24 protein-coding genes and 1 tRNA gene are annotated in these 24,351 nt (G+C 72.2%); 10 read left to right on the forward strand and 15 right to left on the reverse strand.

Annotated elements, in window-relative coordinates; genetic code table 11:
• Positions 1 to 98 precede the first annotated feature (98 nt).
• On the forward strand, positions 99 to 878 hold the full coding sequence (locus ACZ6JE_RS11995) for a CPBP family glutamic-type intramembrane protease (protein WP_464319065.1): 780 nt from the start codon (positions 99 to 101) through the stop codon (positions 876 to 878).
• 69 nt (positions 879 to 947) lie between these two features.
• On the opposite strand, the gene ACZ6JE_RS12000 is transcribed toward ACZ6JE_RS11995, so the two are convergent.
• The 3 genes from ACZ6JE_RS12000 to ACZ6JE_RS12010 are packed head-to-tail and all read right to left on the reverse strand — an operon-like array spanning position 948 to position 3,689.
• Entirely contained in the window at positions 948 to 1,844 is an 897-nt protein-coding gene (locus ACZ6JE_RS12000) for a nucleotidyl transferase AbiEii/AbiGii toxin family protein (protein ID WP_464319066.1), read from the reverse strand.
• Complete coding sequence (locus tag ACZ6JE_RS12005) at positions 1,841 to 2,935, reverse strand: type IV toxin-antitoxin system AbiEi family antitoxin domain-containing protein (protein WP_320479521.1); 1,095 nt, start codon at positions 2,933 to 2,935, stop codon at positions 1,841 to 1,843. Before ACZ6JE_RS12005 ends, ACZ6JE_RS12000 begins: the two co-directional genes overlap by 4 nt.
• 52 nt (positions 2,936 to 2,987) lie before the next feature.
• On the reverse strand, positions 2,988 to 3,689 hold the full coding sequence (locus ACZ6JE_RS12010) for an esterase/lipase family protein (RefSeq protein WP_320479522.1): 702 nt from the start codon (positions 3,687 to 3,689) through the stop codon (positions 2,988 to 2,990).
• A gap of 164 nt (positions 3,690 to 3,853) precedes the next feature.
• Between ACZ6JE_RS12010 and ACZ6JE_RS12015 the strand changes: the two genes are divergently transcribed.
• The 4 genes from ACZ6JE_RS12015 (at position 3,854) to ACZ6JE_RS12030 (ending at position 9,312) form a co-directional block, all read left to right on the forward strand.
• A complete protein-coding gene (locus ACZ6JE_RS12015; protein ID WP_464319067.1) occupies positions 3,854 to 6,010 on the forward strand; it encodes a serine hydrolase domain-containing protein in 2,157 nt (718 codons plus the stop codon).
• 104 nt (positions 6,011 to 6,114) lie between these two features.
• Entirely contained in the window at positions 6,115 to 7,566 is a 1,452-nt protein-coding gene (locus tag ACZ6JE_RS12020) for a histidine kinase (protein ID WP_464319068.1), read from the forward strand.
• Positions 7,563 to 8,255, forward strand: coding sequence for a response regulator (locus ACZ6JE_RS12025; protein WP_464319069.1), 693 nt, complete (start codon positions 7,563 to 7,565; stop codon positions 8,253 to 8,255). Before ACZ6JE_RS12020 ends, ACZ6JE_RS12025 begins: the two co-directional genes overlap by 4 nt.
• A gap of 151 nt (positions 8,256 to 8,406) precedes the next feature.
• A complete protein-coding gene (locus ACZ6JE_RS12030) occupies positions 8,407 to 9,312 on the forward strand; it encodes an NmrA family NAD(P)-binding protein (RefSeq protein WP_464319070.1) in 906 nt (301 codons plus the stop codon).
• Positions 9,313 to 9,645: 333 nt separating this feature from the next.
• Here ACZ6JE_RS12030 and ACZ6JE_RS12035 read toward each other — a convergent pair whose 3' ends face one another.
• The 8 genes from ACZ6JE_RS12035 to serS all read right to left on the reverse strand — a co-directional run bounded on the left by ACZ6JE_RS12035 (position 9,646) and on the right by serS (position 16,793).
• On the reverse strand, positions 9,646 to 10,743 hold the full coding sequence (locus ACZ6JE_RS12035) for a phosphate ABC transporter substrate-binding protein PstS (RefSeq protein ID WP_464319071.1): 1,098 nt from the start codon (positions 10,741 to 10,743) through the stop codon (positions 9,646 to 9,648).
• Between the two features lie 190 nt (positions 10,744 to 10,933).
• Positions 10,934 to 11,704: an SCO1664 family protein gene (locus tag ACZ6JE_RS12040; protein WP_464319072.1), complete on the reverse strand. Its 771-nt coding sequence runs from the start codon at positions 11,702 to 11,704 to the stop codon at positions 10,934 to 10,936.
• Positions 11,701 to 12,333, reverse strand: coding sequence for a DUF3090 domain-containing protein (locus ACZ6JE_RS12045; RefSeq protein ID WP_464319073.1), 633 nt, complete (start codon positions 12,331 to 12,333; stop codon positions 11,701 to 11,703). The genes ACZ6JE_RS12040 and ACZ6JE_RS12045 overlap by 4 nt, the downstream gene beginning before the upstream one ends.
• Positions 12,334 to 12,532: 199 nt before the next feature.
• Complete coding sequence (locus ACZ6JE_RS12050) at positions 12,533 to 13,219, reverse strand: MSMEG_4193 family putative phosphomutase (protein WP_464319074.1); 687 nt, start codon at positions 13,217 to 13,219, stop codon at positions 12,533 to 12,535.
• 67 nt (positions 13,220 to 13,286) lie between these two features.
• Positions 13,287 to 14,306: a glycoside hydrolase family 6 protein gene (locus tag ACZ6JE_RS12055; protein WP_464319075.1), complete on the reverse strand. Its 1,020-nt coding sequence runs from the start codon at positions 14,304 to 14,306 to the stop codon at positions 13,287 to 13,289.
• Positions 14,307 to 14,453: 147 nt separating this feature from the next.
• Positions 14,454 to 14,538: transfer RNA gene (locus ACZ6JE_RS12060), tRNA-Ser, on the reverse strand.
• Between the two features lie 156 nt (positions 14,539 to 14,694).
• Positions 14,695 to 15,531, reverse strand: a complete 837-nt coding sequence (locus ACZ6JE_RS12065) for an HAD family hydrolase (RefSeq protein WP_464319076.1) — start codon at positions 15,529 to 15,531, stop codon at positions 14,695 to 14,697.
• Positions 15,528 to 16,793, reverse strand: a complete 1,266-nt coding sequence (gene serS / locus ACZ6JE_RS12070; RefSeq protein WP_464319077.1) for a serine--tRNA ligase — start codon at positions 16,791 to 16,793, stop codon at positions 15,528 to 15,530. The genes ACZ6JE_RS12065 and serS overlap by 4 nt, the downstream gene beginning before the upstream one ends.
• 61 nt (positions 16,794 to 16,854) lie before the next feature.
• Between serS and ACZ6JE_RS12075 the strand changes: the two genes are divergently transcribed.
• Positions 16,855 to 17,907 carry a diacylglycerol/lipid kinase family protein gene (locus ACZ6JE_RS12075; RefSeq protein ID WP_464319078.1) on the forward strand — a complete coding sequence of 351 codons (1,053 nt, stop codon included), beginning with the start codon at positions 16,855 to 16,857 and terminating at the stop codon, positions 17,905 to 17,907.
• Between the two features lie 69 nt (positions 17,908 to 17,976).
• On the opposite strand, the gene pheA is transcribed toward ACZ6JE_RS12075, so the two are convergent.
• A complete protein-coding gene (gene pheA, locus ACZ6JE_RS12080; protein WP_464319079.1) occupies positions 17,977 to 18,936 on the reverse strand; it encodes a prephenate dehydratase in 960 nt (319 codons plus the stop codon).
• 69 nt (positions 18,937 to 19,005) lie between these two features.
• Between pheA and pgm the strand changes: the two genes are divergently transcribed.
• On the forward strand, positions 19,006 to 20,625 hold the full coding sequence (gene pgm / locus ACZ6JE_RS12085) for a phosphoglucomutase (alpha-D-glucose-1,6-bisphosphate-dependent) (protein ID WP_464319080.1): 1,620 nt from the start codon (positions 19,006 to 19,008) through the stop codon (positions 20,623 to 20,625).
• Between the two features lie 104 nt (positions 20,626 to 20,729).
• Here the strand turns inward: pgm and ACZ6JE_RS12090 are convergent, their stop codons facing one another.
• Together ACZ6JE_RS12090 and ACZ6JE_RS12095 are read right to left on the reverse strand one after the other, a co-directional pair.
• Positions 20,730 to 20,969, reverse strand: a complete 240-nt coding sequence (locus ACZ6JE_RS12090; RefSeq protein ID WP_464319081.1) for a hypothetical protein — start codon at positions 20,967 to 20,969, stop codon at positions 20,730 to 20,732.
• Positions 20,970 to 20,973: 4 nt separating this feature from the next.
• Entirely contained in the window at positions 20,974 to 21,792 is an 819-nt protein-coding gene (locus tag ACZ6JE_RS12095) for a M15 family metallopeptidase (protein WP_464319082.1), read from the reverse strand.
• 333 nt (positions 21,793 to 22,125) lie between these two features.
• Between ACZ6JE_RS12095 and ACZ6JE_RS12100 the strand changes: the two genes are divergently transcribed.
• From ACZ6JE_RS12100 to ACZ6JE_RS12110, 3 genes are all read left to right on the forward strand, one after another.
• Complete coding sequence (locus ACZ6JE_RS12100; protein ID WP_464319083.1) at positions 22,126 to 22,719, forward strand: MarR family winged helix-turn-helix transcriptional regulator; 594 nt, start codon at positions 22,126 to 22,128, stop codon at positions 22,717 to 22,719.
• 196 nt (positions 22,720 to 22,915) lie between these two features.
• Positions 22,916 to 23,065 (forward strand): hypothetical protein, encoded by a 150-nt coding sequence (locus ACZ6JE_RS12105; RefSeq protein ID WP_464319084.1) that lies wholly within the window; start codon positions 22,916 to 22,918, stop codon positions 23,063 to 23,065.
• A complete protein-coding gene (locus ACZ6JE_RS12110; protein ID WP_464319085.1) occupies positions 23,065 to 23,190 on the forward strand; it encodes a hypothetical protein in 126 nt (41 codons plus the stop codon). Before ACZ6JE_RS12105 ends, ACZ6JE_RS12110 begins: the two co-directional genes overlap by 1 nt.
• Before the next feature lie 65 nt (positions 23,191 to 23,255).
• Here the strand turns inward: ACZ6JE_RS12110 and ACZ6JE_RS12115 are convergent, their stop codons facing one another.
• On the reverse strand, positions 23,256 to 24,230 hold the full coding sequence (locus ACZ6JE_RS12115; RefSeq protein ID WP_464319086.1) for a DNA-methyltransferase: 975 nt from the start codon (positions 24,228 to 24,230) through the stop codon (positions 23,256 to 23,258).
• Positions 24,231 to 24,351: the final 121 nt, after the last annotated feature.

The raw sequence follows: 24,351 nt of genomic DNA on the forward strand, positions 1-24,351 counted from the left end.
GGATCTCATCCGTCCGGTCGAGTCGCGGCGGCGACCCGTCGCCCACACTGGGGTCGCGGCCCCGACGCGCCGACCGGACGCCGACGAGAAGAGGACCCGTGAGTCACGAGCACGCCCCGACGGCGCCACCCGCACCTCCTGCCGCCGTCGACCGGCGCGACGTCCGTCCGCAGGGCGTCGACGGAGGCATGCTCCCGTCGCTCCGCCCCCGCGCCACAGTCGCCCTCGTCGCGATCCTCCTCGCCGCCACGGTCGTCCTCTTCGGGGCCGTCGTGCTCGGGCTGCTGTTCGTCCCCGGTGCGCGCGCGGCCGCCGTCCCCGTGCTGGCGGCGGCGCTCGTCGCGCACCCCGTGGTGATGCTGCTGACGCTGCATCTCGGTCTCCGCCGTGCGGGGAGCGGATGGCGCGACGTCGGTCTGCGACGGCCCACCGCCCGGATGCTTCATCTGCTCTGGCAGATCCCGTCGATCTTCGTGCTGCTGCTCGTCGTCCAGGGGGCGACTTTCGCGCTGACGGGAGCTCCGGCCGGCCAGGGCGACGCCGTCGACACGCTGTTCGGCGGGACGAGCACGGTCCAGATCGTCGCGGCGTTCGTCGGGGTGGCCCTCCTCACCCCGCTGTGGGAGGAGGTCGTCTTCCGCGGGCTCGTCCACGGCGGGATGCGGCGCCGCCTCGGCCCGCTGCCGGCGTCGGCGATCAGCGCCGCGATCTTCGCCGCCTGCCACGGCGTGCCGATCCTGCTGCCGTACATGCTCCTCCTCGGCCTGTCGCTCGCCTACCTGCGCGAGTTCCACCGGACCCTCTGGGCACCGGTCTGCATGCACGTCGTCCTGAACACGGCTGCGACCGCGGTGACCCTGGCGGCCGTCTCGGGCTGAGCAGCGACATGATCGTGCTCGCAGAGGAGGACCGCGTCGAACCCGCCCGCCTCATCTCCGCTTGACGCGCTACGCCCACGTGCTCCGAACGGGGTCCCATCGGCCAGACGTCACGGAGCCGTCGAGGACCGGCGCGACCATCCGGTTCGCCAGCGCCTCGGCTTCCTGCCAAGTGAGCTCGAGATCCGGGGCCTTCTTCGCGACCGTGGCGAACGTGCCTCGGATGGAGCTGGACGCATCGATCGCAGTGAAAGGATCCAGGTGACGAGTGGCTGTCTGAACGTCGAGCGCCTCGCGCAGCATCGTCGCGTCGCAGGGCAGGTTCTGAGCGATGAGGGCGAGGTCCACGAGGTCCTTCGCCCGCGAGGAGCGCCCGTCGCCACCATGGTGTCGCTCCATCATGGCGGCGACCTTGTCGGCGATCTGCTGCTCGACGGCGATCATCACGTACTCCGGCGCGGGGACGTCGCGACCGAGGGGAACACGGAAACTCGGATTCGCCCGGACGGTCGCGGCTCCAGCGCGGTCGTGGATCGCGAGGTCGAGCTTGACCCGCTGACGGGTGCCGACGGCTTCATAGATGAGTTTGATCATCGTCACATTCGGCTGGTCTGCACTGCCTGAACCTTGGTTCTTGCCGACGCGGACGAAGCGGAGGCGATCGCCGTTGTCGCGCTCGAGGAGTCCGTCCAGAGCCGTGACCGCATCGTCGACGCTGGCTGCGACGGTTTCGAGGTCGATGTCGACCGTCGCCCGGGCACGGGGGATGAATGCGAGCATGCGCGTTCCCCCTTTCAAGACGAACGGACCCTCTCCCTCGAACACACGAGACAGCAGACGGTCGAAGAGGAGCAGCTGCTGAAGCGTCGCCGACTGGACGCCGACGGCTGCAGCGCCGTTCTTCGCAGCTGACCGGATAGCCGCCCAGGTGGCTTCCGGCGTCGCGTAGCCGTCACTCTTAGTCATCGGACCTCCTCGTCGATCGTCTCGCGGTCGACCTCCCCGCTTCGCGCACGGCCCTCCGGTCGCCCTCCCGTCTGCACCGCAGTTCGCGCGCTGTGCTGCGCGAGGTCGCGCAGCATTGCCTGGATGGCTGGCGGCAGGGCGATCTCAGGCAGCGCCGCGCTGGGGAGCTTCACGCGGGGAGGATACGGCGACAGGTATCCCCTCAGGGCTTCGCGGGTGGGGGCTGTCAGCCGCCGCACCTGTTCGTCGAGCTGCTTGCGGAAAGGGGCCATCATCCGCTCGGCCTGTTCGTCGAGCTGCTCTCGCAGGGGCGCGAACGTGTCGGGGCCCATTCCTTCGACAGATGCGTTCAGCTCGAAGAGGATCGGGGCGAGGGCTTGCTGCATCTGCTGGCCGAGCTCAGCGCTCAGGCGTTCCGTGAGGTCGGTCCTGACGACGAGGTCCTTGAGGCGTGCCGCGTCGACGCCGGCGAGTGTCCGCAGCTCGGCATACACGTCGGTGCCGTTCGCGTGACCCAGTCGCTTCGCGTGGGCATCGAGGTGTCGGACGAGAGCCGGGATGTCGAGGTCGTCGTCGGAGCGTTCCGCGTCGCCCAGAGCGTCGGCGACGAGGGAGAGGTCGCCCTCGTCCAGGAGATCTGCGATCGTGCGCTCTCGGGTGGTGACGGGAAGGCCGTCGAGGATCATCACGTCGGCCCGAGACAGGTGGCGCCGGCTGTAGCGCACGTCGTCGTGCGCGGTCTGACGGCGCTTCGCCGTATAGAGCAGGTACGGGGCCGGGTAGAGGTCCCCGATCTCGTGGACCCACGCTGCGGCGGCGCCACCGACGACGACATCGGGGTCGACGAGTCGATCGCGGGCGATGGCTGCAGGATCACTGGCCAGCCACGCGGCCCGAATGTCATCCAGACGATCCGTCGGCACACCGGGCAGCCGGTAGACGCCCGGTCGCATCCGTTCGAGCGTGCCTGCCTTCTCGCGTCGCGCGATCGTGCTTCGAGCGATGCCCTCGCCGTTCGCCTGGACAGCAGTGAGCATCCCCCACTGGCCCGCAGTGAGGCCGGCTAGACGACCCTCCGCTGACACAGACATGCTTAGAGTGTACGCGCTAGCGCAACAAATTCAGCATGCCGAAGCGGCCGTCTCACCCTCGGCGGGGCGACCCCGCTGCGACGGCGAGCACCGTGGCTATCGTCCGCGGCAGCGCCAGCACCCGGAAGTGCCCGCCCGCCGACAGCCGTACGTTCTCGGCCCCCGGCAGCTCGCTGCCCTCGGGGATGTGCGGATCGAACTCGCCGTAGATCGAGACGATGCGGCTGTTCACGCTCTCGTCGCGTCCGAGCAGCATCGTCGTGGCATCGCGGGGCGAGAACGCACGGAGGGTCGACAGCGGCAGCCATCGGGCGTACCTCGACCCCGAGAAGGGCGCGCAGATCGCCACCATCGTGTCGACCCGGCGGTCGGGGTCGAGCCGGGCCATGACGTATTTGCCGATCAGACCGCCCTTGCTGTGGGCGACGATGACCACGTCGCGGAGGTCGTGCCGCTCGAGGTGGGCCGCGACGTCCCGTGCCGCCGCCTCGACCGGTCGGCCGTTCCAGCGGAGCGCCGACAGCACGTGCACGGGGTGCCCCTCGGCGTGGACCCGCGCGATCAGCGGTCGGAGGAACGCCCAGGTCTCCCAGACGCCGGGCACGACGAGCACGGGTCTCCCGTCGCCCGCGAGGTACTCGGCCTCGCCCCGCGGTGCGAGCACCGCGCGCAGCTGCCAGTGCGCGGCGTAGGCGTAGTCCCGCACCCACCAGACGAGGAGGCGCGCGAGACGGAGCGGGGACGGCGCGGTCACGGGGATGGGGCCTCCAGAGACGACTCGACGGGCGCAGGGGTCGCCCCGGAGTGTAGGCGCGGGTCGGGGGCGACGCGCGGGCCGGCCGCCTACGACTCAGGTCGTAGGCGAGGTCCCGACCTGCGCCTCCTGTGCGGCGCGGCCGCGGCGGCGAGCGTAGAGGCATGACAACGACACCGACCATCCGACCGCCGCGGCGTCGCCTCCGTGCGCCGCGCCTCCTGCCCCGACTCGCCGCCGCGACGGCCGCCGTCGCCCTCGCCCTGCCGCTCGCCGCGTGCTCCGCGGGGGCTGCGAGCGGCGCGACCGCCGACACCGCGCCTCCCGCCCCTCCCCGCCACCAGCCCGGCGGGCACACCCTGACCGCCGACGACGTCGACGACTGGCTCGACGGGGCCGTCGGCTCCGCGCTGCAGACGACGGGGATCCCCGGGGCGTCCGTGTCGGTCGTCTCGGGCGGCGAGCTGCTCACCGCACGGGGCTACGGCGTCGCCGACACGGGCACCGAGAGCGGGACGGTCGTGCCCGTCGACCCCGACGAGACCCTGTTCCGCGTCGGCTCCGTCTCGAAGGTCGTCTCGGCGACGGCGATCATGCAGCTCGTCGAACGCGGCGACCTCGACCTCGACGCCGACGTGCAGCAGTACCTCGACTTCGACCTCGACACCCCGAAGGGCGCGATCACCCTGCGGCACCTGCTGACGCACACCGCGGGCTTCGAGGAGGTCATCTCGGGCCTGATCGGCACCCCCGGCAGCGAGGTGTCGCTGCACGAGGCCGTCTCGGCCGCGCCGCCCGCGCAGGTCTACGCGCCCGGGACGACGCCCGCCTACTCGAACTACGGCGCCACCCTCGCCGGCTACATCGCCGAGCGGGTCGGCGGCGAGCCGTTCGCCGAGCTGCTGCAGCACGACGTGTTCGAGCCGGCGGGGATGACCTCGTCGTCGTTCGAGCAGCCGCTGCCCGACGCCCTCGACGCCCGCGTCGCGAAGGGCTACGCCGACGACTCGAAGCCGGCGTCGCCCACGGAGGTCGTCAACGCCGCCCCCGCCGGCGCGATGACCTCGAGCGCCACCGACATGGCCCGCTTCATGCTCGCCCACCTCGGCGAGCTGCCCGACGGGGCCTCGCTGCTCGGCGACGACGCGCTCGCCGAGATGCACCGCCCCGCCCTCGACTCCGACGACCTCGGCACCCTGGCCGCCGGGCAGCGCATGGACCTCGCGTTCTTCGACGACAGCACCCCCGGTGTCCCGGCCTTCGGGCACGACGGCGACACCCAGGTGTTCCACACGGCCATGCGGATCTTCCCCGAGCACGACGCGGGCATCTTCATCACGATGAACGGCAGCGGGCGCTCGGCTACCGACTCCCTGGACCTGCGGACCACCGTGCTGCAGGGCTTCGCCGACCGCTACCTGCGCGACGCGGGTGAGAGCACGGGCGGCAGCGCAGACGAGAGCGCCGACGAGAGCGACAGCCGAGGAGGCGCGGGTGCGGTCGCGGAGAGCGGCTCCGACGCCGAGTCGGCCGGCTCCGACGCCGCCGCGCTGGCGGGCACGTACGTCTCGTCGCGCTCGCCGGTGACGAACTTCGGGTCGCTGCTGGCGCTCAGCGGTCAGACCGTCGTCGCCCCGCGCGCCGACGGCACCGTCTCGGTCACCCCGAAGCCGCTCGGGGTCACCACGGGCGTCTACGAGCAGGTCGAGCCCGACCTGTGGCGCGAGGTGGGCGGAGACGCCGTGCTCGCGACGCGGACGGACGACGCGACCGACCCGGACGCGACCGTGACCGCCATCTCGTGGGGCGCCTCCTTCACCATGCTGCGGGCCGAGCCCTGGCAGGCGGCGTCGGTCGCCCTGCCCCTCGTCATCGCCTCCGTCGTGGTGCTGCTGGTGTCGCTGATCGTCTGGCCCGCGACCGCGCTCGCCGGTCTCGGATCGAGCTCCCGCCGCGGCACCGCCCCGGCTCCGGGCACCGCCGTCGCGCCCCGCACCGCACCGCGCCGTCGCGACCGGACGCTGCTGCTCTCGCGACTCGGGCAGGCGTCGACGATGCTCGCCCTCGTCGGCTGGGCCGTCGTCGCCGTGCAGGCCATGTCGTTCGCCGAGGTGTCGGCCACGACCCTGCGGGTGCTGCAGGCGCTCCAGCTGCTCGGCGTGCTGGCCGTCGTGCCCGCCGCGATCGTCACGTGGCAGGCCGTCCGGGCACGACGCGGCTGGGCCGTCGTCACCGGCCGTGTGCTCGTCGTCGTCGCGCTCGTCGCCCTCGCCGGGTTCGCGTTCGCGTTCCGCCTCATCGCTCCGAGCGTGAGCTTCTGATGCACGGGCCGACGACTCCTCCACAGGGCACTCCGGGGCGCGACCGCTCACCGTCGCGGTCGGACGGCGCCACCGCGCCGACCGGCACCTGGCATGCTCGGACGATGACATCGCACCAGGCCGCCGACGCCGGGGCCCTCGACGCCCGGGCAGTCGACGCCGGGGCACGCGACGCCAGCGCCCTCGCCCCCGGCGCCGGCACCGGCCCCGGTGTCGCGACGACGCGGCGGGTGCTCGGTCGCCTCGGGGTCCGCTCCCCTCTCGGTCGCGACATCGTGCTCGCCGCCGTGTGGGGCGTGGTCACCCTCGCCCTGCTCGGCGGGCTCCTCGCCACCGGCGAGCTCGGCGTCGCGCCGCGCGGGCCCTCGAGCCCGCAGATCACCGTGATGGTCGTGCTGGCCGTCGTCCAGTGCGCGCCGCTCGCGCTGCGACGGGTCAGACCGGTCGCCGTGCTGCTGGTCGTCGCGGTCCTTCAGGCCGGTCTGCTGGCCGTCGTGCCGTCGGGCATCGCCCTCTGGACGGCTGCGCCCGTCGTCGCCGCCTACACGGTGGGCTCGCTCCGGTCGACGCGCGTCGCCGTCGGGGCGTCGCTCGGGGCGATCGGCGTCGCGACCGTCGGGGCCGTCGTCGGCGCGACCGACGTCGTCGCCCGGCGACTGGGCGGCGGCGACGCGGTCTCGACGCCCGGCGCGCAGCTGTACGGCGAGGGGGCCTCCGGCGTCGTCGTCGAGGTCCTCGCACTCCTCGCGACGGGCGTGCTCGTCATCGGGGTCAGCGCGGCCGTCGGCTCGTGGGTCGCCCTCCGGCGCAGCCACGACCGCGACGCCCGGGCGCGGGCCGCCGAGACGGTCGAGCACCAGGCGACGCGCACCCGCGAGGCGGTCGCCGCCGAGCGCACCCGCATGGCGCGCGAGCTGCACGACGTCGCGGCCCACCATCTGACCGGTCTCGTGGTGCAGGCGGGGGCGGCCGAGCGACTGGTCGACGCCGACCCCGACCGCGCGAAGGAGTCGCTGCGGAGCGTGCGGGCGCAGGGCCGCGAGACCCTCGACGCCCTCCGGTCGATCGTCGGGATCCTCCGCGAGACCGGCGACGACGCGAACGGCACCGTGCCGGTGCCCGGTCTCGGCGACGTGCCCGGCCTCGTCGACTCGGCCCGCGCCTCCGGAGCGGTCGTCGAGGTCCGGTCGCAGGGCACCCTGCCCGTGCTGGCGCCGCTGGCCGACGTGACGGCGTTCCGCACCGTCCAGGAGGCGCTGGTCAACGCCCGCCGCCACAGCCCCGGCGCGGTGGTCGAGCTCTCGATCGATGCGACCGCCGAGCGGCTGACCATCGTGGTCGAGAACGACCTGCCCGCCGACGGCGGCACGGAGCACACCCCCGGGTACGGACTGGTCGGCATGCGCGAACGGGCGGCGCTGGTCGGCGGAGCGCTCGAGGCGGGCGTCGCCGCGCCGACCGGGGCCGGTGCAGCCGGGGCCGCACAGCGCTGGCGCGTGCGGCTCGAGCTGCCCGTCGAGACCGGCACCGAGGTCACCCCCGGGGAGCCAGCGTGATCCGCGTCGTGCTGGTCGACGACCAGGCCATCGTGCGGACGGGGTTCCGGGTGGTGCTCGAGACGTCCGGCGGGATCGAGGTCGTCGGCGAGGCGGCAGGCGGGCGCGAGGCCGTCGAGCTGGTCCGCCGGGTGCGACCCGACGTCGTCGTGATGGACGTCCGCATGCCCGCGGGCGACGGCATCGCGGCGACGCGGGCCATCGTCGGCGGAGGCGACCCCGCGCCGGGCTCCGCCGGGCAGGAGGCGCGGGTCGAGTCCCCCGCGCCTCCGGCCGTCCTCGTCGCCACCACCTTCGACCTCGACGAGTACGTGTTCGGCGCGCTCGAGGCCGGGGCCAGCGGGTTCGTGCTGAAGGACGTCGAGCCCGACGAGTTCGTCGTCGCCGTGCGGAGCCTCGCGGCGGGGCAGGCCGCCATCGACGGGGCGACGACCCGCCGGGTGATCGCCGAGTTCACCCGGCGCCGTCGCACGACGGCCGTCGAGCCCTCGCCCGACGTGCTCACCGAGCGCGAGCAGCAGATAGTGCGGCTGCTCGGCGACGGGCTCTCGAACGACGAGATCGGCGACCGGCTGGTCGTCGAGACGAGTACGGTCAAGTCGCACCTCACCCGCGTCATGACCAAGCTCGGCACACGCGATCGACTGCAGACCGTCGTCTGGGCGTTCCGATCGGGTCTGCTGCCCTGAGCGCTCCCCGCGACCCCGGCCGCGCCTCCCGGATCCCGCCGGCCCGACCCGCGCCTCCCCGATCCCAGCCATCGCCTCCCCGACCCGCGCCTCCCACACCCGAGCCCTGGCGACCACCCGTCGACCGGCCGACAGATTGCGATCCGCAGCCATGACCACCACCCTCCTCGTCGCCGGCGCCACCGGAGACCTCGGTCGCCGCATCGTCCGCGAACTGCTCGAGCACGACGTCCGCCTGCGGGTCCTGACCCGGCCCGGCAGCGACACGGCGGCCACGCTGTTCGGCGGCGACGACCGCATCGACGTCGTCACCGCCGAGTACACCGACCACGCGGGGCTGGCCGCCGCGGTCTCGGGCGTCGAGGTGGTCGTCTCGGCGGTCAGCGGCGTGCGGCCCGTGATCGTCGACGCGCAGCGGGCGCTGCTCGCAGCCGCCGTCGTGGCGGGTGTGCCGCGCTTCATCCCGTCGGACTACTCGGCCGACTACCGACGCATCAGCCCCGGCACCAACCGCAACTTCGAGCTGCGCCGCGAGTTCGCCGCCGACGTCGACGCCGCGCCGATCCAGGCGACGTCGATCCTGAACGGCATGTTCACCGACCTGCTGACCGGCGACGCGCCGATGATCCTCTTCGACCGCCGCCGGGTGCTGTTCTGGTCGTCGGCCGACCAGGTGCTCGACTTCACCACGAAGGACGACGTCGCCCGCATCACCGCGCTCGCGGCGCTCGACCCGCAGGCGCCGCGCGTCGTCGAGGTCGCGGGGTCGCAGGTGTCGGCACGGGAGGTCGCGGCGACGATGACCGAGCTGACCGGCACCCCGTTCAAGCTCCTCTGGGCGGGGACGACGGGCACTCTCTCGGCGATGAGCTCGATCGGGCGACGGCTGTCGAAGAGCGGCGACGAGACGTTCCCCGCCTGGCAGGGGATGCAGTACTTCGTCAGCATGTTCAGCGGCCAGGCGCAGCTGCACCACGTCGACGACGACCGCTACGGCCCCCACCGCTGGACGACGGTGCGCGACGTGCTCGAGCGGCACCTCGCCACGCGCCCCTAGCCCGCGCCTCCTGATCCGTTGGGGGTGCGGCGGGTCCCCGTCATCCGCGGCGGGTCAGCGCTGACCCGCCCGCGATGACACGAACCCGCCGAACCCGCACGGCGCCCCGCCCAACCCGCACGGCGCGCACCCGCACCGGGCTCACCCGCACGGCACTCACCCGCACGGCACCCCGTGGCGCACCCGCACGGCACCCCGCGGCGCACCCGCACGGCACCCCGCGGCGCACCCGCACGGCACCCGCACGGCACCCCGCGACGCACCCGCACGGCACCCGCGACGCAGCGAGGCCGCCACCCCGCAGGGGTGACGGCCTCGTGCTGGAGCGCGGTGCTACTTGATGAGCTCGATGGCGCTGGCGACCTCGGTCGACAGCTCGCTCGAGATGGGGGCCGAGCCGGCTGCGTCGGCGGCGACCTGCTGGCCGTCCTCGCTCGTGACGTAGCTGAGGTACGACTTGACGAGCTCGCCCTGCGCCTCGTCCTCGTACGACTCGCACGCGATCAGGTAGCTGATCAGCACGATCGGGTAGACGCCGGCCTCGGTCGAGGTGCGGTCGAGCTCGATGGCGATGTCCCCCTCGCCCCGGCCCTCTTCGCGCGGCGAGGCGTCGACGATGGCGGCGGCCGCGTCAGCCGAGTACTCGACGAACTCGTCGCCGACCTTGATCTTGGCGACACCGAGGTCACCGGCGCGCGAGGCGTCGGCGTAGCCGATGGTGCCGTCGCTGTTGGTGACGGCGTCGATCATGCCGGTGGTCTGGTTGGCGCCCTCACCGCTGTCGAGGGGCCAGACTCCGTCGGCCTCCTCGGTCCACACGTCGGGGGCCGTGGCGTGCAGGTAGTCGGTGAAGTTCTCGGTGGTGCCCGAGTCGTCCGAGCGGTGCACGGCGGTGATGGCCGTGCTGGGCAGCTCGGCGTCGGGGTTGTCGGCGGCGATCTCGTCGGCGTCCCACGTGGTGATCGAGCCGTTGAAGATGCCGGCGATCGTGGCGGGCGAGAGGTTGAGCTCGTCGACGCCCTCGACGTTGAAGACGACCGCGATGGGCGACACGTAGGCGGGCAGCTCGACGATGTCGGTGTCGGGCGTGCAGCCGGCGAAGGTGCTCGACTCGAGCTCCTCGGCCTTGAAGGCGCGGTCCGAGCCGGCGAAGTCGGCGGCACCCGAGATGAAGCTCTCGCGCCCGCCGCCGGAGCCCTGCGCGTCGTAGTTGACGGTGACGCCCTCGTTGGCGGTCTGGAAGGCTGCGACCCAGGCCTCCTGGGCCGACTGCTGCGACGAGGCGCCGATGCCGGAGATCGTGCCGGACAGGTCGGAGGATGCGCTCTCGGAGGGGCTGGTCGAGCCGCCTTCGTTCGAGGCGCAGGAGGCGAGGAGGACGGTGCCGACGGCGGCGATCGCCAGGACGGTACCAGTGCGCTTGAGTTTCATCGGGTTCCTTCGTGAGGTGCTGAAAGCAAGGGATTCGAGGTGCTCAGAGGAATCTGACTGCAGCTCGTGTCTCACTCACGTCCTGTCCGTGTCCTGTCGGTGAACGGACGGTCTCAGCACGGTCACGATCCGACGCGCGGGCTCAGAACGGCTCCGGCTCAGAACAGCGCGGGCTCAGAACAGCGCGGGCTCAGAACAGCGGCCAGGGCACCGCCGACGACTCCCCCGACGGTGCGGGGAACCGGCCCGCGCCCAGCAGGGTCTCGAGGCGCGCGATCGTCGCGACCCGCGCCTCCTCGGTCAGCAGGCCGGCCAGCTCCACGCCGAGGTCGCCGTCGAGGTCGGCGCGGAGTCGTCGGAGCGCCGCCGTCTCGTCGTCGTCGAGCTCGTCGCCGATCCAGCCCCAGAGGACGGTTCGGAGCTTGTGCTCGACATGGAAGGTCAGACCGTGGTCGACCCCGTGGCGGCGGCCGTCTGCGAGGGCGAGCACGTGGTCGCCCTTGCGGTCGGCGTTGTTGACGACGACGTCGAACACGGCCATGCGGCGGAGCGCCGTGCTGTCTTCATGCACGAGCGAGACGGGCCGGTCGTCTTCGTCGGAGCCCTCGAGCACCGTCCGCCAGCCGGTTCCCGGCACCTCGTCGGTCGGCAGCAGGTCGACGGCGGGGTGCTCGGGGTCGATCTCGCACCAGAGCTGGACCATGCCGGGCCCGTGCGGTCCGTCGCGCAGCCAGGTGCGCGGCACGATGTCCCAGCCCAGCGCCTCGGAGACGAGGTGGGCGGCCATCTCGCGCCGGGCGAGGTCGCCGTCGGGGAAGTCCCACAGGGGGCGTTCGCCGCGGCTCGGCTTGTAGACGACCTCGCGGTCGCCGATCAGCCCGACGAAGGTCGCGTTCGAGGCCGTGGTCAGTCGCGCCGTGAGCTCGAGCTCGGCGCCGTCGAGGTCGACCTCGTCGCTCACCAGAGGTCGCCGGCGGGGCAGTCGTGGCCCTCGGGGTCGAGCGGGTTGCCGCAGCGCGGGCAGAGCGGGCGACCGGCGCGGACGATGCCGAGCGTGCGGGTGGCGAAGGCCCTCGCCGTGCCCACGGGGATGCGGACGCGCAGCAGCTCGGCGGGCTCGACCGCCTCGGCCAGCATGGCGAGCTCGGGGTCGTCGGCGGACGGCTCGAACGAGAACCCGTCGAGACCGCCGGCACCGGGCTCGGAGTCATCGGGCTCGGTGCCGTCGTCTTCGATCAGGGGGAACGCCTCGATGACCACCTGCGCGGTCGACGGGTCCCAGCCGAGGCTGATGGCGCCGGTGCGGAACTCGGGGGCGACGGGCTGGTCGAGGGGCTCGTCGTCGAGCAGCTCGGCCGGTGTGTCGGTGGGGATGGTCACGGGGTTGCCGCGACCCTCGGCCGCCTTGAGCTCGTCGAGCAGCTCGTCGACCTTCTCGGCGAGCACCGCGGCCTGCTGCTTCTCGAGCCCCACGCTGACGACGCGGGCCCCGGCACGGACCTGCAGGTAGAAGGCGCGTGCCCCCGGCTGACCGATGGTGCCGACGACGAAACGGTCGGGCCAGTCGAATCCGTGCACGATTGTTGGCATGCGCTCATCCTACGAGCGCGACCCGCCGAGTGGCCCGGGAGGCGCGGTGCCGGTCAGGCGCGCCCCGCACCTCCTGAAGGCGCGAGGCGCGGCGACGGTCAGGAGGCGCGGTGCCCGTCAGGAGGCGCGGTGCCGGTCAGGCGCGACCCGCACCTCCTGAAGGCGCGCGGCGCGGCCCCGTCAGGAGGCGCGGCGCCGGTCAGGCGTGCCCCGCACCCCCGCCCACGGGTGCGTCGCCCGTCGGGGCCGCCGCCCGGAGCCACGACAGGTCGCCCGAGTCGGTGTTCGTCGCGATCACGTCGGGCCGGTGCGCGCCGTACCGGACGATCGAGACGGACGCGGGGCCGACCGAGACGCGTTGGAAGAGGTCGAGGTGCATGCCGAGCGCGTCGGCGAGCACCGATTTGATGATGTCGCCGTGGCTGACGGCGACCCAGACCGCGCCGGGCCCGTGCTCCGCCTCGATCTCAGCGTCGCGGCGACGGATCGCGGCGACCGCCCGCGACTGCATCGTCGCCATCGCCTCGCCGCCCGGGAACACGACGGCGGAGGGCTGCGACTGCACCACCGACCAGAGCGGCTCCTTCGCGAGGTCGCCGAGGGAGCGACCCTGCCAGTCGCCGTAGTCGCATTCGGTGATGCCCTCGTCGAGCGGGCTGTCGAGCGGCCCCTGCTGGCGGTCGATGATGAACGAGGCGGTCTGACGACAGCGTTCGAGCGGGCTCGACACGACCGCCACGACCGGGACGTCGGCTATGCGCTCGGCGGTGCGGGCCGCCTGCTCGCGGCCGACGCGGTCGAGATCGACGCCGGGCGTGCGACCGGCGAGCAGACCGCTGGCGTTCGCGGTGGTGCGGCCGTGCCGCACGAGGAGGACTGTTGCCATACCCGGAGCCTACGGGCGACCACCGACGGGCGGGCCCCCTCCGGGCGCACCCGTCGCCGGCGACCCGCTACGGGCGGTTGGCCACCAGGGCCGTCGCGTACGACGGGAACCACACGCCGGCGGCCGGTCCGCCCCCGCACGGTCCGTCGCTGGCGCCCGGGGTCTTGATCCACAGCTGGGCGTCGAGCTTGCCCGTGCCGTTCGTGCGGTGCGGGTTCACGCCGAGCCCGGCGCCGGGCGCGTTGCACCAGGTGCCCTTCCAGCCGCGTCCGTTGCGGGAGACGTCGATGACGTAGTTCGCGCCTCCTACCGCCTTCGAGACCTTCTGCGCGTAGGCGTTCTCGGCGGCGACCGGGTAGTAGTTCGAGACGTTGGTCGCGAAGCCCCGGGCGACGCCGACCCCCGCCGCGACGAGCCGCTTCGCCATGACGTCGGCGGGCACCCAGTTCGAGTTGCCGGCGTCGATGTACGAGGGGACCCCGGCGTTGCTCAGAGCCGTGACGGCCTTCTTGATCATGGCCTCGCGACCCGTCGCGAGCTCGGGGCAGCTGCTGAGGTGGGAGAGCGCGTCGGGCTCGACGATCACGACGGCCCTGTGGCCCTTGAGGGTGTCGGCGATGCGCTGGTTCCAGGCGAGGTACGCGGTCGACGACGCCGCGCCTCCTCCCGAGTAGCCGCCGCAGTCGCGGTTCGGGATGTCGTACGTGACGAAGACGGGGGTCGTGCCGGCCTTCTTCGCCTCGGCGAGGTTGTAGCGGACGACCTCGACGAGCTGCGCGTCGGTGTACCACGAGCCCAGCCAGATGGCGACGGACTGCCCGGCGATGGTGCGCGCGGCGGCGGCGTCCTTCGTGCGGCCCTGCTTGGCGAGGGCGTCGGCGGCGCGTGAGGCCTCGCTCGACTTCTGCACGTAGAGCCCGCCGGCGTAGATCGTGCTGGTGGGCGCGGTCTTGATCGTGGCGCGCGTGACGGTGGCCGTGCCGGTCGTCGCGGCGTCAGCCGACGAGGCCGGGGCGATGGAGGCGAGGCCTGTGGCGAGAACGAGTGCACCGACGGCGACGACGCTCGCGAATGCGAGACGGGTCATGGGTTGGATCCTTGCGGGGTGTCGGGCCTCGGGTGTGGGCGGATGTGCTCACGGCCTCACCAAGTGCACCACGTCCCGTCGCGCCGCGTAGCCCCGTCTTCGGGGCACAGGCGATGGGAGCCGAGGAGGCGCGGTGCGATTCGAGTGCGGAGGGCGTGGGATTCGAACCCACGAGACATCTCTGCCCACTTGTTTTCAAGACAAGCTCCATCGGCCGCTCGGACAGCCCTCCCGGCCTGCACGGGGCGTACCCCGGCGACCGCCGCCGAGTCTACCGGACGGGGCCGGGGGCGCCAGGGGGCGACCATGAGCGCGAAGGCGGGCGTGTGCGGCCAGGCCGGGCGGGTGCCGACGCCCGTTCTGGCCGGACTCGCCCGGGTTCTGCGACCTAGAGCGTCGCGAGCGCCGTCGCCAGGCCGTCTTCCAGGTCGCTGCCGGTCTTCTCGTTGGCGACCTCGACCACGTCGTCGGGAGCCTGACCCATGGCCACGCCGCGCCCCTCGGCCGAGGCCCAGCGGAGCATGTCGATGTCGTTGCGTCCGTCGCCGGCCGCGAGCACCCGGTCGCGCGGCACGTCGAGCCACTCGCGCACCCGCTCGAGCGCCGTGGCCTTCGTCACGCCGTCGGGGGCGATGTCGAGCCACGCCGTCCACCCGACGTTGTAGTTCACCTTCGACAGCCCCATGCGCTCGACGACCTCGAGGAACTCGTCGGTGCCGTGGTCGGGCGACACCACGACGACGCGGGTCGCGGGGCGCTCGCCCAGTCGCTCGAACTCGACCTTCTCGGCGTTGCCCGCGGCCTCGATGACCGGGAACGTGCCGCAGTAGCGCATCACCCCGTCGCGGTCCTCGACGGCGTAGCCGCCCTCGGACAGGTTCGAGCGGATCGTCGTCAGCACCTCGGTGGGGTCGAACTCCTCGACGAAGACCTGCCGGTAGCCGGTCGGCGCCGTCTCGTCGCGGCCGAGCGTGATGGCCCCGTTGGCGCAGACGACGTAGTCGGAGACCAGACTGAGCCGCTCGAGCACCGGCAGCGTCATCGACACCGAGCGACCGGTGGCGATCATCACCTGGTGGCCGTCGGACGCCAGGCGCCGGATCTCGTCGGAGACGGCGTCGCTGATCGTGCCGGTCTCTTGCATGATGGTGCCGTCGATGTCGAGGCAGACGAGCCACTGCTCGTCGTCGGGCAGAGCCGCCGCAGCGGCCGAGGCGTTCGTCATGCGACCGGCTCGATGATCTCGAGGCCGCCGAGGTAGGGGCGCAGCGCCTCGGGCACCACGACCGAACCGTCGGGCTGCTGGTGCGTCTCGAGGATCGCCACGAGCCAGCGCGTCGTCGCCAGCGTGCCGTTCAACGTCGCGACCGGCGCCGTCTTGCCGCTCTCGGTGCGGTACCGGATGTCGAGGCGACGAGCCTGGAACGTCGTGCAGTTCGAGGTGCTGCTGAGCTCGCGGTAGGTGCCCTGCGTCGGCACCCAGGCCTCGATGTCGTACTTGCGGGCCGCGCTCGAGCCGAGGTCGCCGGCCGCGACGTCGATCACGCGGTAGTGCAGACCGAGCGCCTGCATCATCTGCTCTTGGAACCCGACGAGCGCGAGGTGCTCGGTCTCGGCCTGGTCGGGGTGCACGTAGGTGAACATCTCGAGCTTGTTGAACTGGTGCACGCGCAGGATGCCGCGGTTGTCGCGACCCGCGGCACCGGCCTCGCGGCGGTAGCAGGTCGACCAGCCGGCGTAGCGGATCGGCCCCGACTCGACGTCGAGGATCTCGTCGGCGTGGTACCCGGCGAGCGCCACCTCGCTCGTGCCGGTCAGGTAGAGGTCGTCGGCGGGCAGGTGGTACACCTCGTCGGCGTGGGCGCCCAGGAACCCGGTGCCGGCCATGATCTCGGGCCGCACGAGCGTCGGGGTGATGAGCGGCGTGAAGTCGTTCTGCAGGGCCAGGTCGAGTGCCATGTTCATCATGCCGAGCTCGAGTCGGGCGCCGATGCCCCGCAGGAAGTAGAACCGTGAGCCCGACACCTTCGTGCCGCGCTTGATGTCGATCGCCCCGAGCTTCTCGCCGAGGTCGGCGTGGTCGAGCGGTTCGAAGTCGAACTCGCGTCGGGTGCCGACCTCGCGCAGCGTGACGAAGTCCTCTTCGCCGCCCGCGGGGACCCCGTCGATGATCGGGTTGCCGATCGCCCGGATGGCGCGGTCGAAGACGGCGTCGGCCTCGGTGGACTCGGCCTGCGCGGCCTTCACCCGGCCGGCGAGCTCTTGCGCCTGGGCGACGAGCGCCTTCTTCTCGTCTTTCGGGGCCTTCGCGACGGTCTTGCCGAACGCGTTCTGCTCCGCTCGCAGCTCCTCGAACGCCGCGATGGCCGCGCGGCGGGCCGTGTCGGCCGCGACGGCGTCGTCGACCGCCGACTCGGACTCACCCCGGGCACGCTGACTCGTCTTGATGAGGTCGGGGGCGTCGCGCAGCAGCTGGGGATCGATCACGCGACCATCCTAAAAGAGATTCGCCGCGCCTCCTCGGTCCGGCGTCGCCTAGGTTTGCTGCATGACGACCTCCTCCTCCCCCGCCGAGAGGCCCTCGTCGACCGAGGCCCCGTCGGCCGCCTCCGAGGGTGGGGCGGGTCGGGATGCGACCGCCGTGCGGACGGCGGCCGTGGTCTACAACCCGATCAAGGTCGACCTGAAGACCATCCGCGCGTCGGTGCTCCGGCACCAGGACGACGCCGGGTGGGGCCCGACGCGGTACTACGAGACGTCGAAGGAGGACCCAGGAGGCGCGGTGACGGCGACCGCGCTCGCCGACGGCGCGTCGATGGTGATCGCGGCCGGCGGCGACGGCACGGTCCGTGCGGTGGCCGAGGCGCTGCGCGAATCGGACGCCTCACTCGCGCTGCTGCCCTCGGGAACCGGCAATCTGCTGGCCCGCAACCTGTCGCTCACGCTCGACCGCCTCGACGACTCGATCGCGACGGCCTTCCGCGGCCGCGACCGCGACATCGATCTCGGCGTCGTCGACATCGAGCGCGAGAACGGCGACCGCGAGACCAAGGTGTTCGTCGTGATGGCGGGCGTCGGGCTCGACGCCAAGATGCTCGCGAACACCAACGACGAGCTGAAGAGACGCGTCGGCTGGCTCGCCTACGTCGACGCCATCGCCCGGGCGCTGCGCGACGACAACAAGATCGACGTCCGGTACCAGCTCGACGACGGCGAGACGAAGACGATGAGCGCGCACACGATCATCGTCGGCAACTGCGGCCTGCTTCCCGCGAACATCATGCTGCTGCCGGACGCCGCGGTCGACGACGGCATCTTCGACATCGTGGCGCTGCGGCCCGAGGGCGTCATCGGCTGGGCGCAGATCTGGATCAAGATCGTGTGGGAGAACGGGGTGCTGCGGCGCAGCCACGTCGGGCGCCGCATCATGGCCGCGAACTCGCGCGAGGTGCGCACGCTCCGCTACAACAAGGGGAAGAAGCTCGTCGTGCGACTCGAGAGCGCCCAGGACTTCGAGATCGACGGCGACTCGGTGGGCAAGGCGGTCGCGCTGCGCGCGGTGGTCGACCCCGGGGCGCTCACGGTGCGGGTTCCCGCCTAGCCGCGCTGGGGCCGCCGGGTCGGTGACCGCTCAGCCGCGCCCGCTCCGGCGGTTGCGCCGTGCCGACCGCTACGCCGGGTCGACGCCCGACACGAGGCCGCGCAGCCAGTCGCGGGCGTCGACGAAGGCCTCGTCGTCGTACCGGGGCGACACCTCGACCGGCGAGCCGTCGGCGCGCGGGTACGAGCCGAGGAACGTCACGTTCGGGCTGAACCGCTTGAGCCCGAGCAGGGCGTCGGCCACGCGCTCGTCGAGCACATGACCCTCGAGGTCGATCACGAACCGGTACCGGCCGAGGGCGTCGCCGATCGGTCGGGACTGGATGAGACTCAGGTTGATGCCGCGGGTCGCGAACTGCTCGAGCATGTCGACCAGGGCGCCGGCGCCGTCGACGGGCAGCTCGACGATCAGGCTCGTCTTGTCGGCGCCGGTCGCCGGCGGCACGGGGACCGTGCGGCTGACCAGCACGAAGCGCGTGACGGCGTTCGCGTTGTCGCCGATGCCCGTCGCGAGCACCTCGACGTCGTGGTGGGCGGTGATGCCGGGCGGTGCGACGGCGGCGTCCGCCTCGCCCTGGCCGCGGTCGGCTCGCAGCAGATCGGCGGCGGCCGCGACGTTCGAGCTGGCCGGGATGTGACCGTGGCCCGGCAGGTTGGCCTCGAGCCAGAGGTGGGTCTGGGCGTAGGCGACCGGGTGCGCGTTGACGACCCGCACCTCCTCGAGGCGGGTGCCCGGCCTGGCCACGAGCACGAAGTCGACCCGCACCAGGTACTCGCCCAGGATGCGGAGGCCCGGCACGGTCGCCAATGCGTCTTGAGTGGCGCTGACGCCGCCCTCGACGCTGTTCTCGATCGCGATCATGGCGGCGGTGCTGCGACCCGCGACGACGTCGGCGAGCGCCTCGCCCACGTTGTTGACGCTGCGCCACTCGGCACCCACGGCCTCGGGCACCTGCTTCAGCGCGGCCTCGGTGAACGTGCCCGCCGGGCCCAGATAGCTGTAGGTCGACGAGGAGGCGGTGGTCGGCATGTCCGAGAGCCTACTGAGGCCTGTGGAGACCCTGCGACGAACGTCGGCGGCTGGTGCCAGGATGACCTCATGACAGACCGAGCCGGAACCCCCGCCGAAGCCAGCGACCTCATCGACCCCGAAGAGGTCTCGGCCGCGTACTACGAACTCGTGCCCGACGTCTCGGACCCCGAGCAGAAGGTCGTCTTCGGCACCTCGGGTCACCGCGGCTCGTCGCTCGACTCGGCCTTCAACGAGACGCACATCGCCGCCATCACGCAGGCGATCGTCGAGTACCGCGCGGGCCAGGGCATCACCGGGCCGCTGTTCATCGGGCGCGACACGCACATCCTCAGCGGGCCGGCCGAGCGCACGGCGGTCGAGGTGCTCGTCGGCAACGGCGTGCACGTGCTGGCCGACTCCGAGGGCGGCTACGTGCCGACCCCGGCGCTCAGCCACGCGATCCTCGTGTACAACGCCGATCCGGCGCACACCGACAAGGCCGACGGCATCGTCGTCACCCCCAGCCACAACCCGCCCCGCGACGGCGGCTTCAAGTACAACCCGCCGCACGGCGGCCCCGCCGACAGCGAGGCCACGAACTGGATCGCCACCCGCGCCAACGAGATAATCGCCGGGGGCAACGTCGACGTCGTGCGCGGCGACGGCAGCCCGGGTCGGCACGACTTCCTCCGCGGCTACGTCGGCGACCTCGCCAACATCATCGACATCGAGGCCATCAAGAAGGCCGGCGTCCGCATCGGCGCCGACCCCCTGGGCGGGGCGAGCGTCGCGTACTGGGGCGCCATCCGCGACGTCTACGGCCTCGACCTGACCGTCACCAACCCCGGCGTCGACCCGACCTGGCGCTTCATGACCCTCGACTGGGACGGCAAGATCCGCATGGATCCCTCGAGCCCCTCGGCCATGGCCAGCGTCGTGCACCGCAAAGACGAGTTCGACCTGCTGACCGGCAACGACGCCGACGCCGACCGCCACGGCATCGTCACCCCCGACGGCGGTCTGATGAACCCCAACCACTACCTGGCCGTCGCGATCGACTACCTCTACACGCACCGCCCGCAGTGGCGTGACGACGCCGCCATCGGCAAGACGCTGGTCTCGTCGGGCATCATCGACGCGGTGGCCGAGTCGCACGGGCGACGCCTCTGGGAGGTCCCCGTCGGGTTCAAGTGGTTCGTGCCCGGCCTCGTCGACGGCTCGGTCGGCTTCGGCGGCGAAGAGAGCGCGGGCGCGTCGTTCCTCCGCCACGACGGCACCGTGTGGACGACCGACAAAGACGGCATCCTGCTCGCACTGCTCGCGAGCGAGATCCTCGCCGTCACGGGCAAGACGCCTTCGCAGCTGTACGCCGAGCTCGTCGAGAAGTTCGGTGACCCCGTCTACCAGCGGGTCGACGCCGCCGCCTCGAAAGAGCAGAAGGCCCGCCTCGGCAAGCTGAGCGGCGACGACATCACGGCGACCGAGCTGGCGGGCGACCCGATCACCGCCAAGCTCACCGAGGCGCCCGGCAACGGCGCGTCCATCGGCGGTCTCAAGGTCGTCACCGACAAGGCGTGGTTCGCCGCCCGCCCGTCGGGCACCGAAGACGTCTACAAGATCTACGCCGAGTCGTTCGAGGGGCCCGAGCACCTCGCCCGCGTGCAGGCCGAGGCGAAGCAGATCGTCGACGCCGCGCTCCAGGGCTGAGCCGCGCCTCCCGCACCGCCCGACGGGCGTGTTCGCGACGGACGGGCGACTTCGGTCGCCCTTTTCGGACGAACACGTCCGTCTTGCTGCCCCGAGACCGCGCGTCAGTCGTCGCGACGGGCGCGCAGGCGACGCACCGTGTCGCGCGCCGACCGGACGATGCCCCAGAAGATCACGATGATGCCGACCGGCACGCCGAACAGGGCGATCCCCTCGATCCGGCCGCGCCAGTCCCAGTAGCTGAAAGCGAGGAACGCCCCCACGCCGAGTGCGACGAAGACCAGGCCCGTCATGACGAGCTGTCGACCTGTGGCGGGCTTCTCGTCGGCGGGCGGACGTCGCATGGGGTCAGCCGACGTAGCCGGGCGCCGCAGGCAGGCCGAAGAACTCCTCGAGTGTCGTCACGCCCGTCTCGTGCATCTCGGTCGACAGGTCCGTGCCGATGTACCGGAAGTGCCACGGCTCGAAGGTGAACCCGGTCACCGCGACCTTGTCGGCGGGGTACCGAAGCAAGAAGCCGAAGCGCCAGGCGTTGGCTGCGAGCCACTGCCCCTGCGGGGTGTCGCCGAAGCACGCCTGCAGCGCGCAGCTGAGGGGCACGGGGCTGATGTCGAGGGCGAGCCCGGTCTGATGCTCGCTGAACCCGGGGCGGGCGCTCTGCGCGTCGGCCTGGGTCTGCCCGAGTCGCTGCACCCAGCCGTCGTAGACGCTGACCTGCGTGTCATACGACCGGTACGCGCTCTGCACCTGGAACGCCCCCGCGCCCTCCGCCTCCCCCGCGGCGAACATCTCGACGACCGCGTCGGCGACCTCGGCGCGCAGCGTGGGCGGGTTCTGACTCTGCACGTCGGGCGTGACGAGATCGGTCGGGACGTAGTCGACGGGGTCGAGCGGACGCAGCTTGTCGCTGACGACCCAGAGGCTCGACGGGTCGTCGATGGACCGCGCCGACCTGTCGAAGGCGGGCGTCGTCGGGGACGCAGGAGGCGCCTCCTCGGTCTCCGACGGAACCGGCGTCGCCGCCGTGGGCGTCTCGGACGGGCTGGGCGAGGCCGGAGTCGTGGGCGCGGGAGTCGCCGCCGAGCACGACGCGAGCAGCGCCGCCGCGACGATCGCGGCGAGGGGCAGCAGGATCGCCGTGCGGGACGAGAAGGGGCGGGAGGTCATCGCGTCGAGCCTAGTTCGTCGCCTCCGCGGCACTCGCGAGCCCGACCCGCGTCGGGTGCGGGACGGGGGCGGGCCGGGTCCGCGGCGGGCCCTCAGAAGGCATGGGTCGGAAGCTGGAGGTCGCCTCGGTATCCGTCGCCGCGGACCGAACCGGCCCCGCAAGGGGGTAGCGTGTTCCTTGCTGGAGGTGCTAGCCACCTCCCCGGTCGTCTCATCCCCGGCGTACCCTGCCCGTGAAGCTCACGCGGGAGGTGCGACGACCACAAGGGCCGCCCCTCATCTCGAGGTGCGGCCCTTGGCATGTCCACCGCTGGTGAAGCTAGTCTCTCTAGCATGGCGACCAACAGACCCTCGGCCCTCTACGACGCCACCGGCTACTGGTACACGAGCAGCGCCGAAGAGCGCGGGGTCGAGGTGCTCAACGCCCTGCGCCGCTACCGCTCCGCCGAGTCGGACATGCGCAAGCGGACCCGCGACTCGATGGGCATGGGCGACACCGACCTGGCCGCTCTGAGATTCCTGGTGCGGGCGTCCCGCCGCGGTGAGGACGTCAACGCGAAGGACCTCGCAGCCCATCTCGGCATCACCTCGGCCTCGACCTCGGTCTTGATCGCCCGACTGGTCGCCAGCGGCCATCTGCGGCGCAACCCGCACCCCACCGACCGGCGCGGCGTGCTGCTGACCGTCACGAACGACTCGCACGTCGAGGTGCGCTCGACGCTGTCGGCCATGCACCGGCGCATGATCGTGACGGCCGAGTCGATGTCCGCCGACGAGCAGGCGGTCGTCGCGTCGTTCCTCGACTCGATGTCGGAGGCGCTGTCGATCGACGACCACGCCGCCGAAGCGGAGGGCCCGGCCGAGAGCACGGCGGAGAGCTCGGCCGAGAGCCACGATCCGACCAGCTCCGAGACCCGTATCCGCTGAACGAATCGAGCCGGCGAGTATCTAGACAACCTAGGCACCCTCTGCCAGTCTCATCGGACGGCCCCGATTCACGGCGGGGCCACCGACCCCGGTTCACGGCCGGAGTCGCACGGATCGACCCCCGGTCGACCCGTGACCGCAGCACCGATCACGATGGATCAGCCGGCATCGCAGGGATGCCAGAAACGAGCAGGACATGACTGCACTCACCCCGACGCCTCGAGGACGTCGCTCGAACCCGATCGACACCGGCCACGACACGACGGTCGTCGTCATCGTCGTCGCCGGTCTCGGCACGGTGGTCAGCCTCGGCGCGGCCGTCGGCACCGCCCTCGGACTCCTCTGATGAACGCCCAGATGCTCCAGTCGCTCACGCACGAGCAGCTGGTCGCGGTCGTCCGCGGCACCGTCTCAGCCGGTGGCGCCCACGCCGCCGACCAGGGTCACCAGCTCACGCAGACCGCCGCCTGAACCCCTCCTGCTCAGCGCCGGGCCTGCGGCCTCGACCTCCCCGCGACAGGGGCGGTCTCACGAGGTCAGTCCGCCTCGGCGACCGTCGTCCGTGCCGGCTTCGCGGTCGCCGGCTTCGCGGTTGACGGCTTCCGAGCGGCAGCGGGCTTGCGAGCGGCAGGCTTGCGCGTCGCGCGGGGCTTGACCACCGCGACGTCCGCCTGCGGGAGCCGCCTGCGCATCACGGCCACCGCCTCCTCGTTGCTGTCGACCAGCACGAAACGCCGACCGAGCGACTCGGCCACGGCTCCGGTCGTGCCGCTGCCGGCGAAGAAGTCGAGCACCCAGTCGCCCTCGCGGCTCGACGCCTGGATCATGCGCCTCAGCACGCCTTCGGGCTTCTGCGTCGGGTAGCCGGTCTTCTCGCGGCCCGTCGGCGACACGATCGTGTGCCACCAGACGTCGGTCGGCAGCTTGCCCCGAGCGACCTTCTCGGGTGTGACCAGGCCGGGAGCCATGTAGGGCTCGCGGTCGACCGTCTCGGAGTCGAAGTGGTACCGGGCAGGGTCCTTCACGTAGACGAGGATCGTGTCGTGCTTGGTGGGCCACCGGTTGCGGCTCTTCGCGCCGTAGTCGTACGCCCAGATGATCTCGTTCAGGAAGTTGTCGCGACCGAACAGCACGTCGAGCAGCACCTTCGCGTAGTGCGCCTCGCGGTAGTCGAGGTGCAGATAGAGGGTGCCGTCGGGGGCGAGCAGGCGCCAGGCCTCGGCGAGTCTCGGCTCGAGGAACGACCAGTAGTCGTCGAAGCGGTCGTCGTAGCGCATCAGGTCGCCGCGGATCCGCTCGTACGCGACGCCCTTGAAACCCGTGACGGCGGTCACGGAGTCGTCGGCGCTGCGGACCGAGGTGGTCGTCCGCCGCTTCTGCGCCCGCCCCGTGTTGAACGGCGGGTCGAGGTAGACGACCGTGAACGCCTCGTCGGGCAGTCGCGGCGTCACCTCGAGGTTGTCACCCTGGACCACGAGGCTCGAGGAGGCGCTGGTCCAGTTCAGGGGCATGCCCCCATTCTGTCGCGTGCCGGGCCCGGCTCCGCCCACCCTCGCCGCGCCTCCTGCGGGCCGGCCCCGACCGGAGCGGAGTGGGGCGGAGGGGGACGGAGGGCGACGGAGGGGGCGAGGG

The organism is Frigoribacterium sp. AC759, from assembly GCF_979256015.1.

What these genes read in the sequence shown, in the direction of transcription:
- ACZ6JE_RS12000 (WP_464319066.1), bottom strand. Translation starts at nt 1,844, where the DNA reads ATGACTAAGAGTGACGGCTACGCGACGCCGGAAGCCACCTGGGCGGCT.
- ACZ6JE_RS12005 (WP_320479521.1), bottom strand. Translation starts at nt 2,935, where the DNA reads ATGTCTGTGTCAGCGGAGGGTCGTCTAGCCGGCCTCACTGCGGGCCAG.
- ACZ6JE_RS12015 (WP_464319067.1), top strand. Translation starts at nt 3,854, where the DNA reads ATGACAACGACACCGACCATCCGACCGCCGCGGCGTCGCCTCCGTGCG.
- ACZ6JE_RS12020 (WP_464319068.1), top strand. Translation starts at nt 6,115, where the DNA reads ATGACATCGCACCAGGCCGCCGACGCCGGGGCCCTCGACGCCCGGGCA.
- ACZ6JE_RS12030 (WP_464319070.1), top strand. Translation starts at nt 8,407, where the DNA reads ATGACCACCACCCTCCTCGTCGCCGGCGCCACCGGAGACCTCGGTCGC.
- ACZ6JE_RS12035 (WP_464319071.1), bottom strand. Translation starts at nt 10,743, where the DNA reads ATGAAACTCAAGCGCACTGGTACCGTCCTGGCGATCGCCGCCGTCGGC.
- ACZ6JE_RS12045 (WP_464319073.1), bottom strand. Translation starts at nt 12,333, where the DNA reads ATGCCAACAATCGTGCACGGATTCGACTGGCCCGACCGTTTCGTCGTC.
- ACZ6JE_RS12050 (WP_464319074.1), bottom strand. Translation starts at nt 13,219, where the DNA reads ATGGCAACAGTCCTCCTCGTGCGGCACGGCCGCACCACCGCGAACGCC.
- ACZ6JE_RS12055 (WP_464319075.1), bottom strand. Translation starts at nt 14,306, where the DNA reads ATGACCCGTCTCGCATTCGCGAGCGTCGTCGCCGTCGGTGCACTCGTT.
- ACZ6JE_RS12065 (WP_464319076.1), bottom strand. Translation starts at nt 15,531, where the DNA reads ATGACGAACGCCTCGGCCGCTGCGGCGGCTCTGCCCGACGACGAGCAG.
- ACZ6JE_RS12075 (WP_464319078.1), top strand. Translation starts at nt 16,855, where the DNA reads ATGACGACCTCCTCCTCCCCCGCCGAGAGGCCCTCGTCGACCGAGGCC.
- pheA (WP_464319079.1), bottom strand. Translation starts at nt 18,936, where the DNA reads ATGCCGACCACCGCCTCCTCGTCGACCTACAGCTATCTGGGCCCGGCG.
- pgm (WP_464319080.1), top strand. Translation starts at nt 19,006, where the DNA reads ATGACAGACCGAGCCGGAACCCCCGCCGAAGCCAGCGACCTCATCGAC.
- ACZ6JE_RS12090 (WP_464319081.1), bottom strand. Translation starts at nt 20,969, where the DNA reads ATGCGACGTCCGCCCGCCGACGAGAAGCCCGCCACAGGTCGACAGCTC.
- ACZ6JE_RS12095 (WP_464319082.1), bottom strand. Translation starts at nt 21,792, where the DNA reads ATGACCTCCCGCCCCTTCTCGTCCCGCACGGCGATCCTGCTGCCCCTC.
- ACZ6JE_RS12100 (WP_464319083.1), top strand. Translation starts at nt 22,126, where the DNA reads ATGGCGACCAACAGACCCTCGGCCCTCTACGACGCCACCGGCTACTGG.
- ACZ6JE_RS12105 (WP_464319084.1), top strand. Translation starts at nt 22,916, where the DNA reads ATGACTGCACTCACCCCGACGCCTCGAGGACGTCGCTCGAACCCGATC.
- ACZ6JE_RS12110 (WP_464319085.1), top strand. Translation starts at nt 23,065, where the DNA reads ATGAACGCCCAGATGCTCCAGTCGCTCACGCACGAGCAGCTGGTCGCG.
- ACZ6JE_RS12115 (WP_464319086.1), bottom strand. Translation starts at nt 24,230, where the DNA reads ATGCCCCTGAACTGGACCAGCGCCTCCTCGAGCCTCGTGGTCCAGGGT.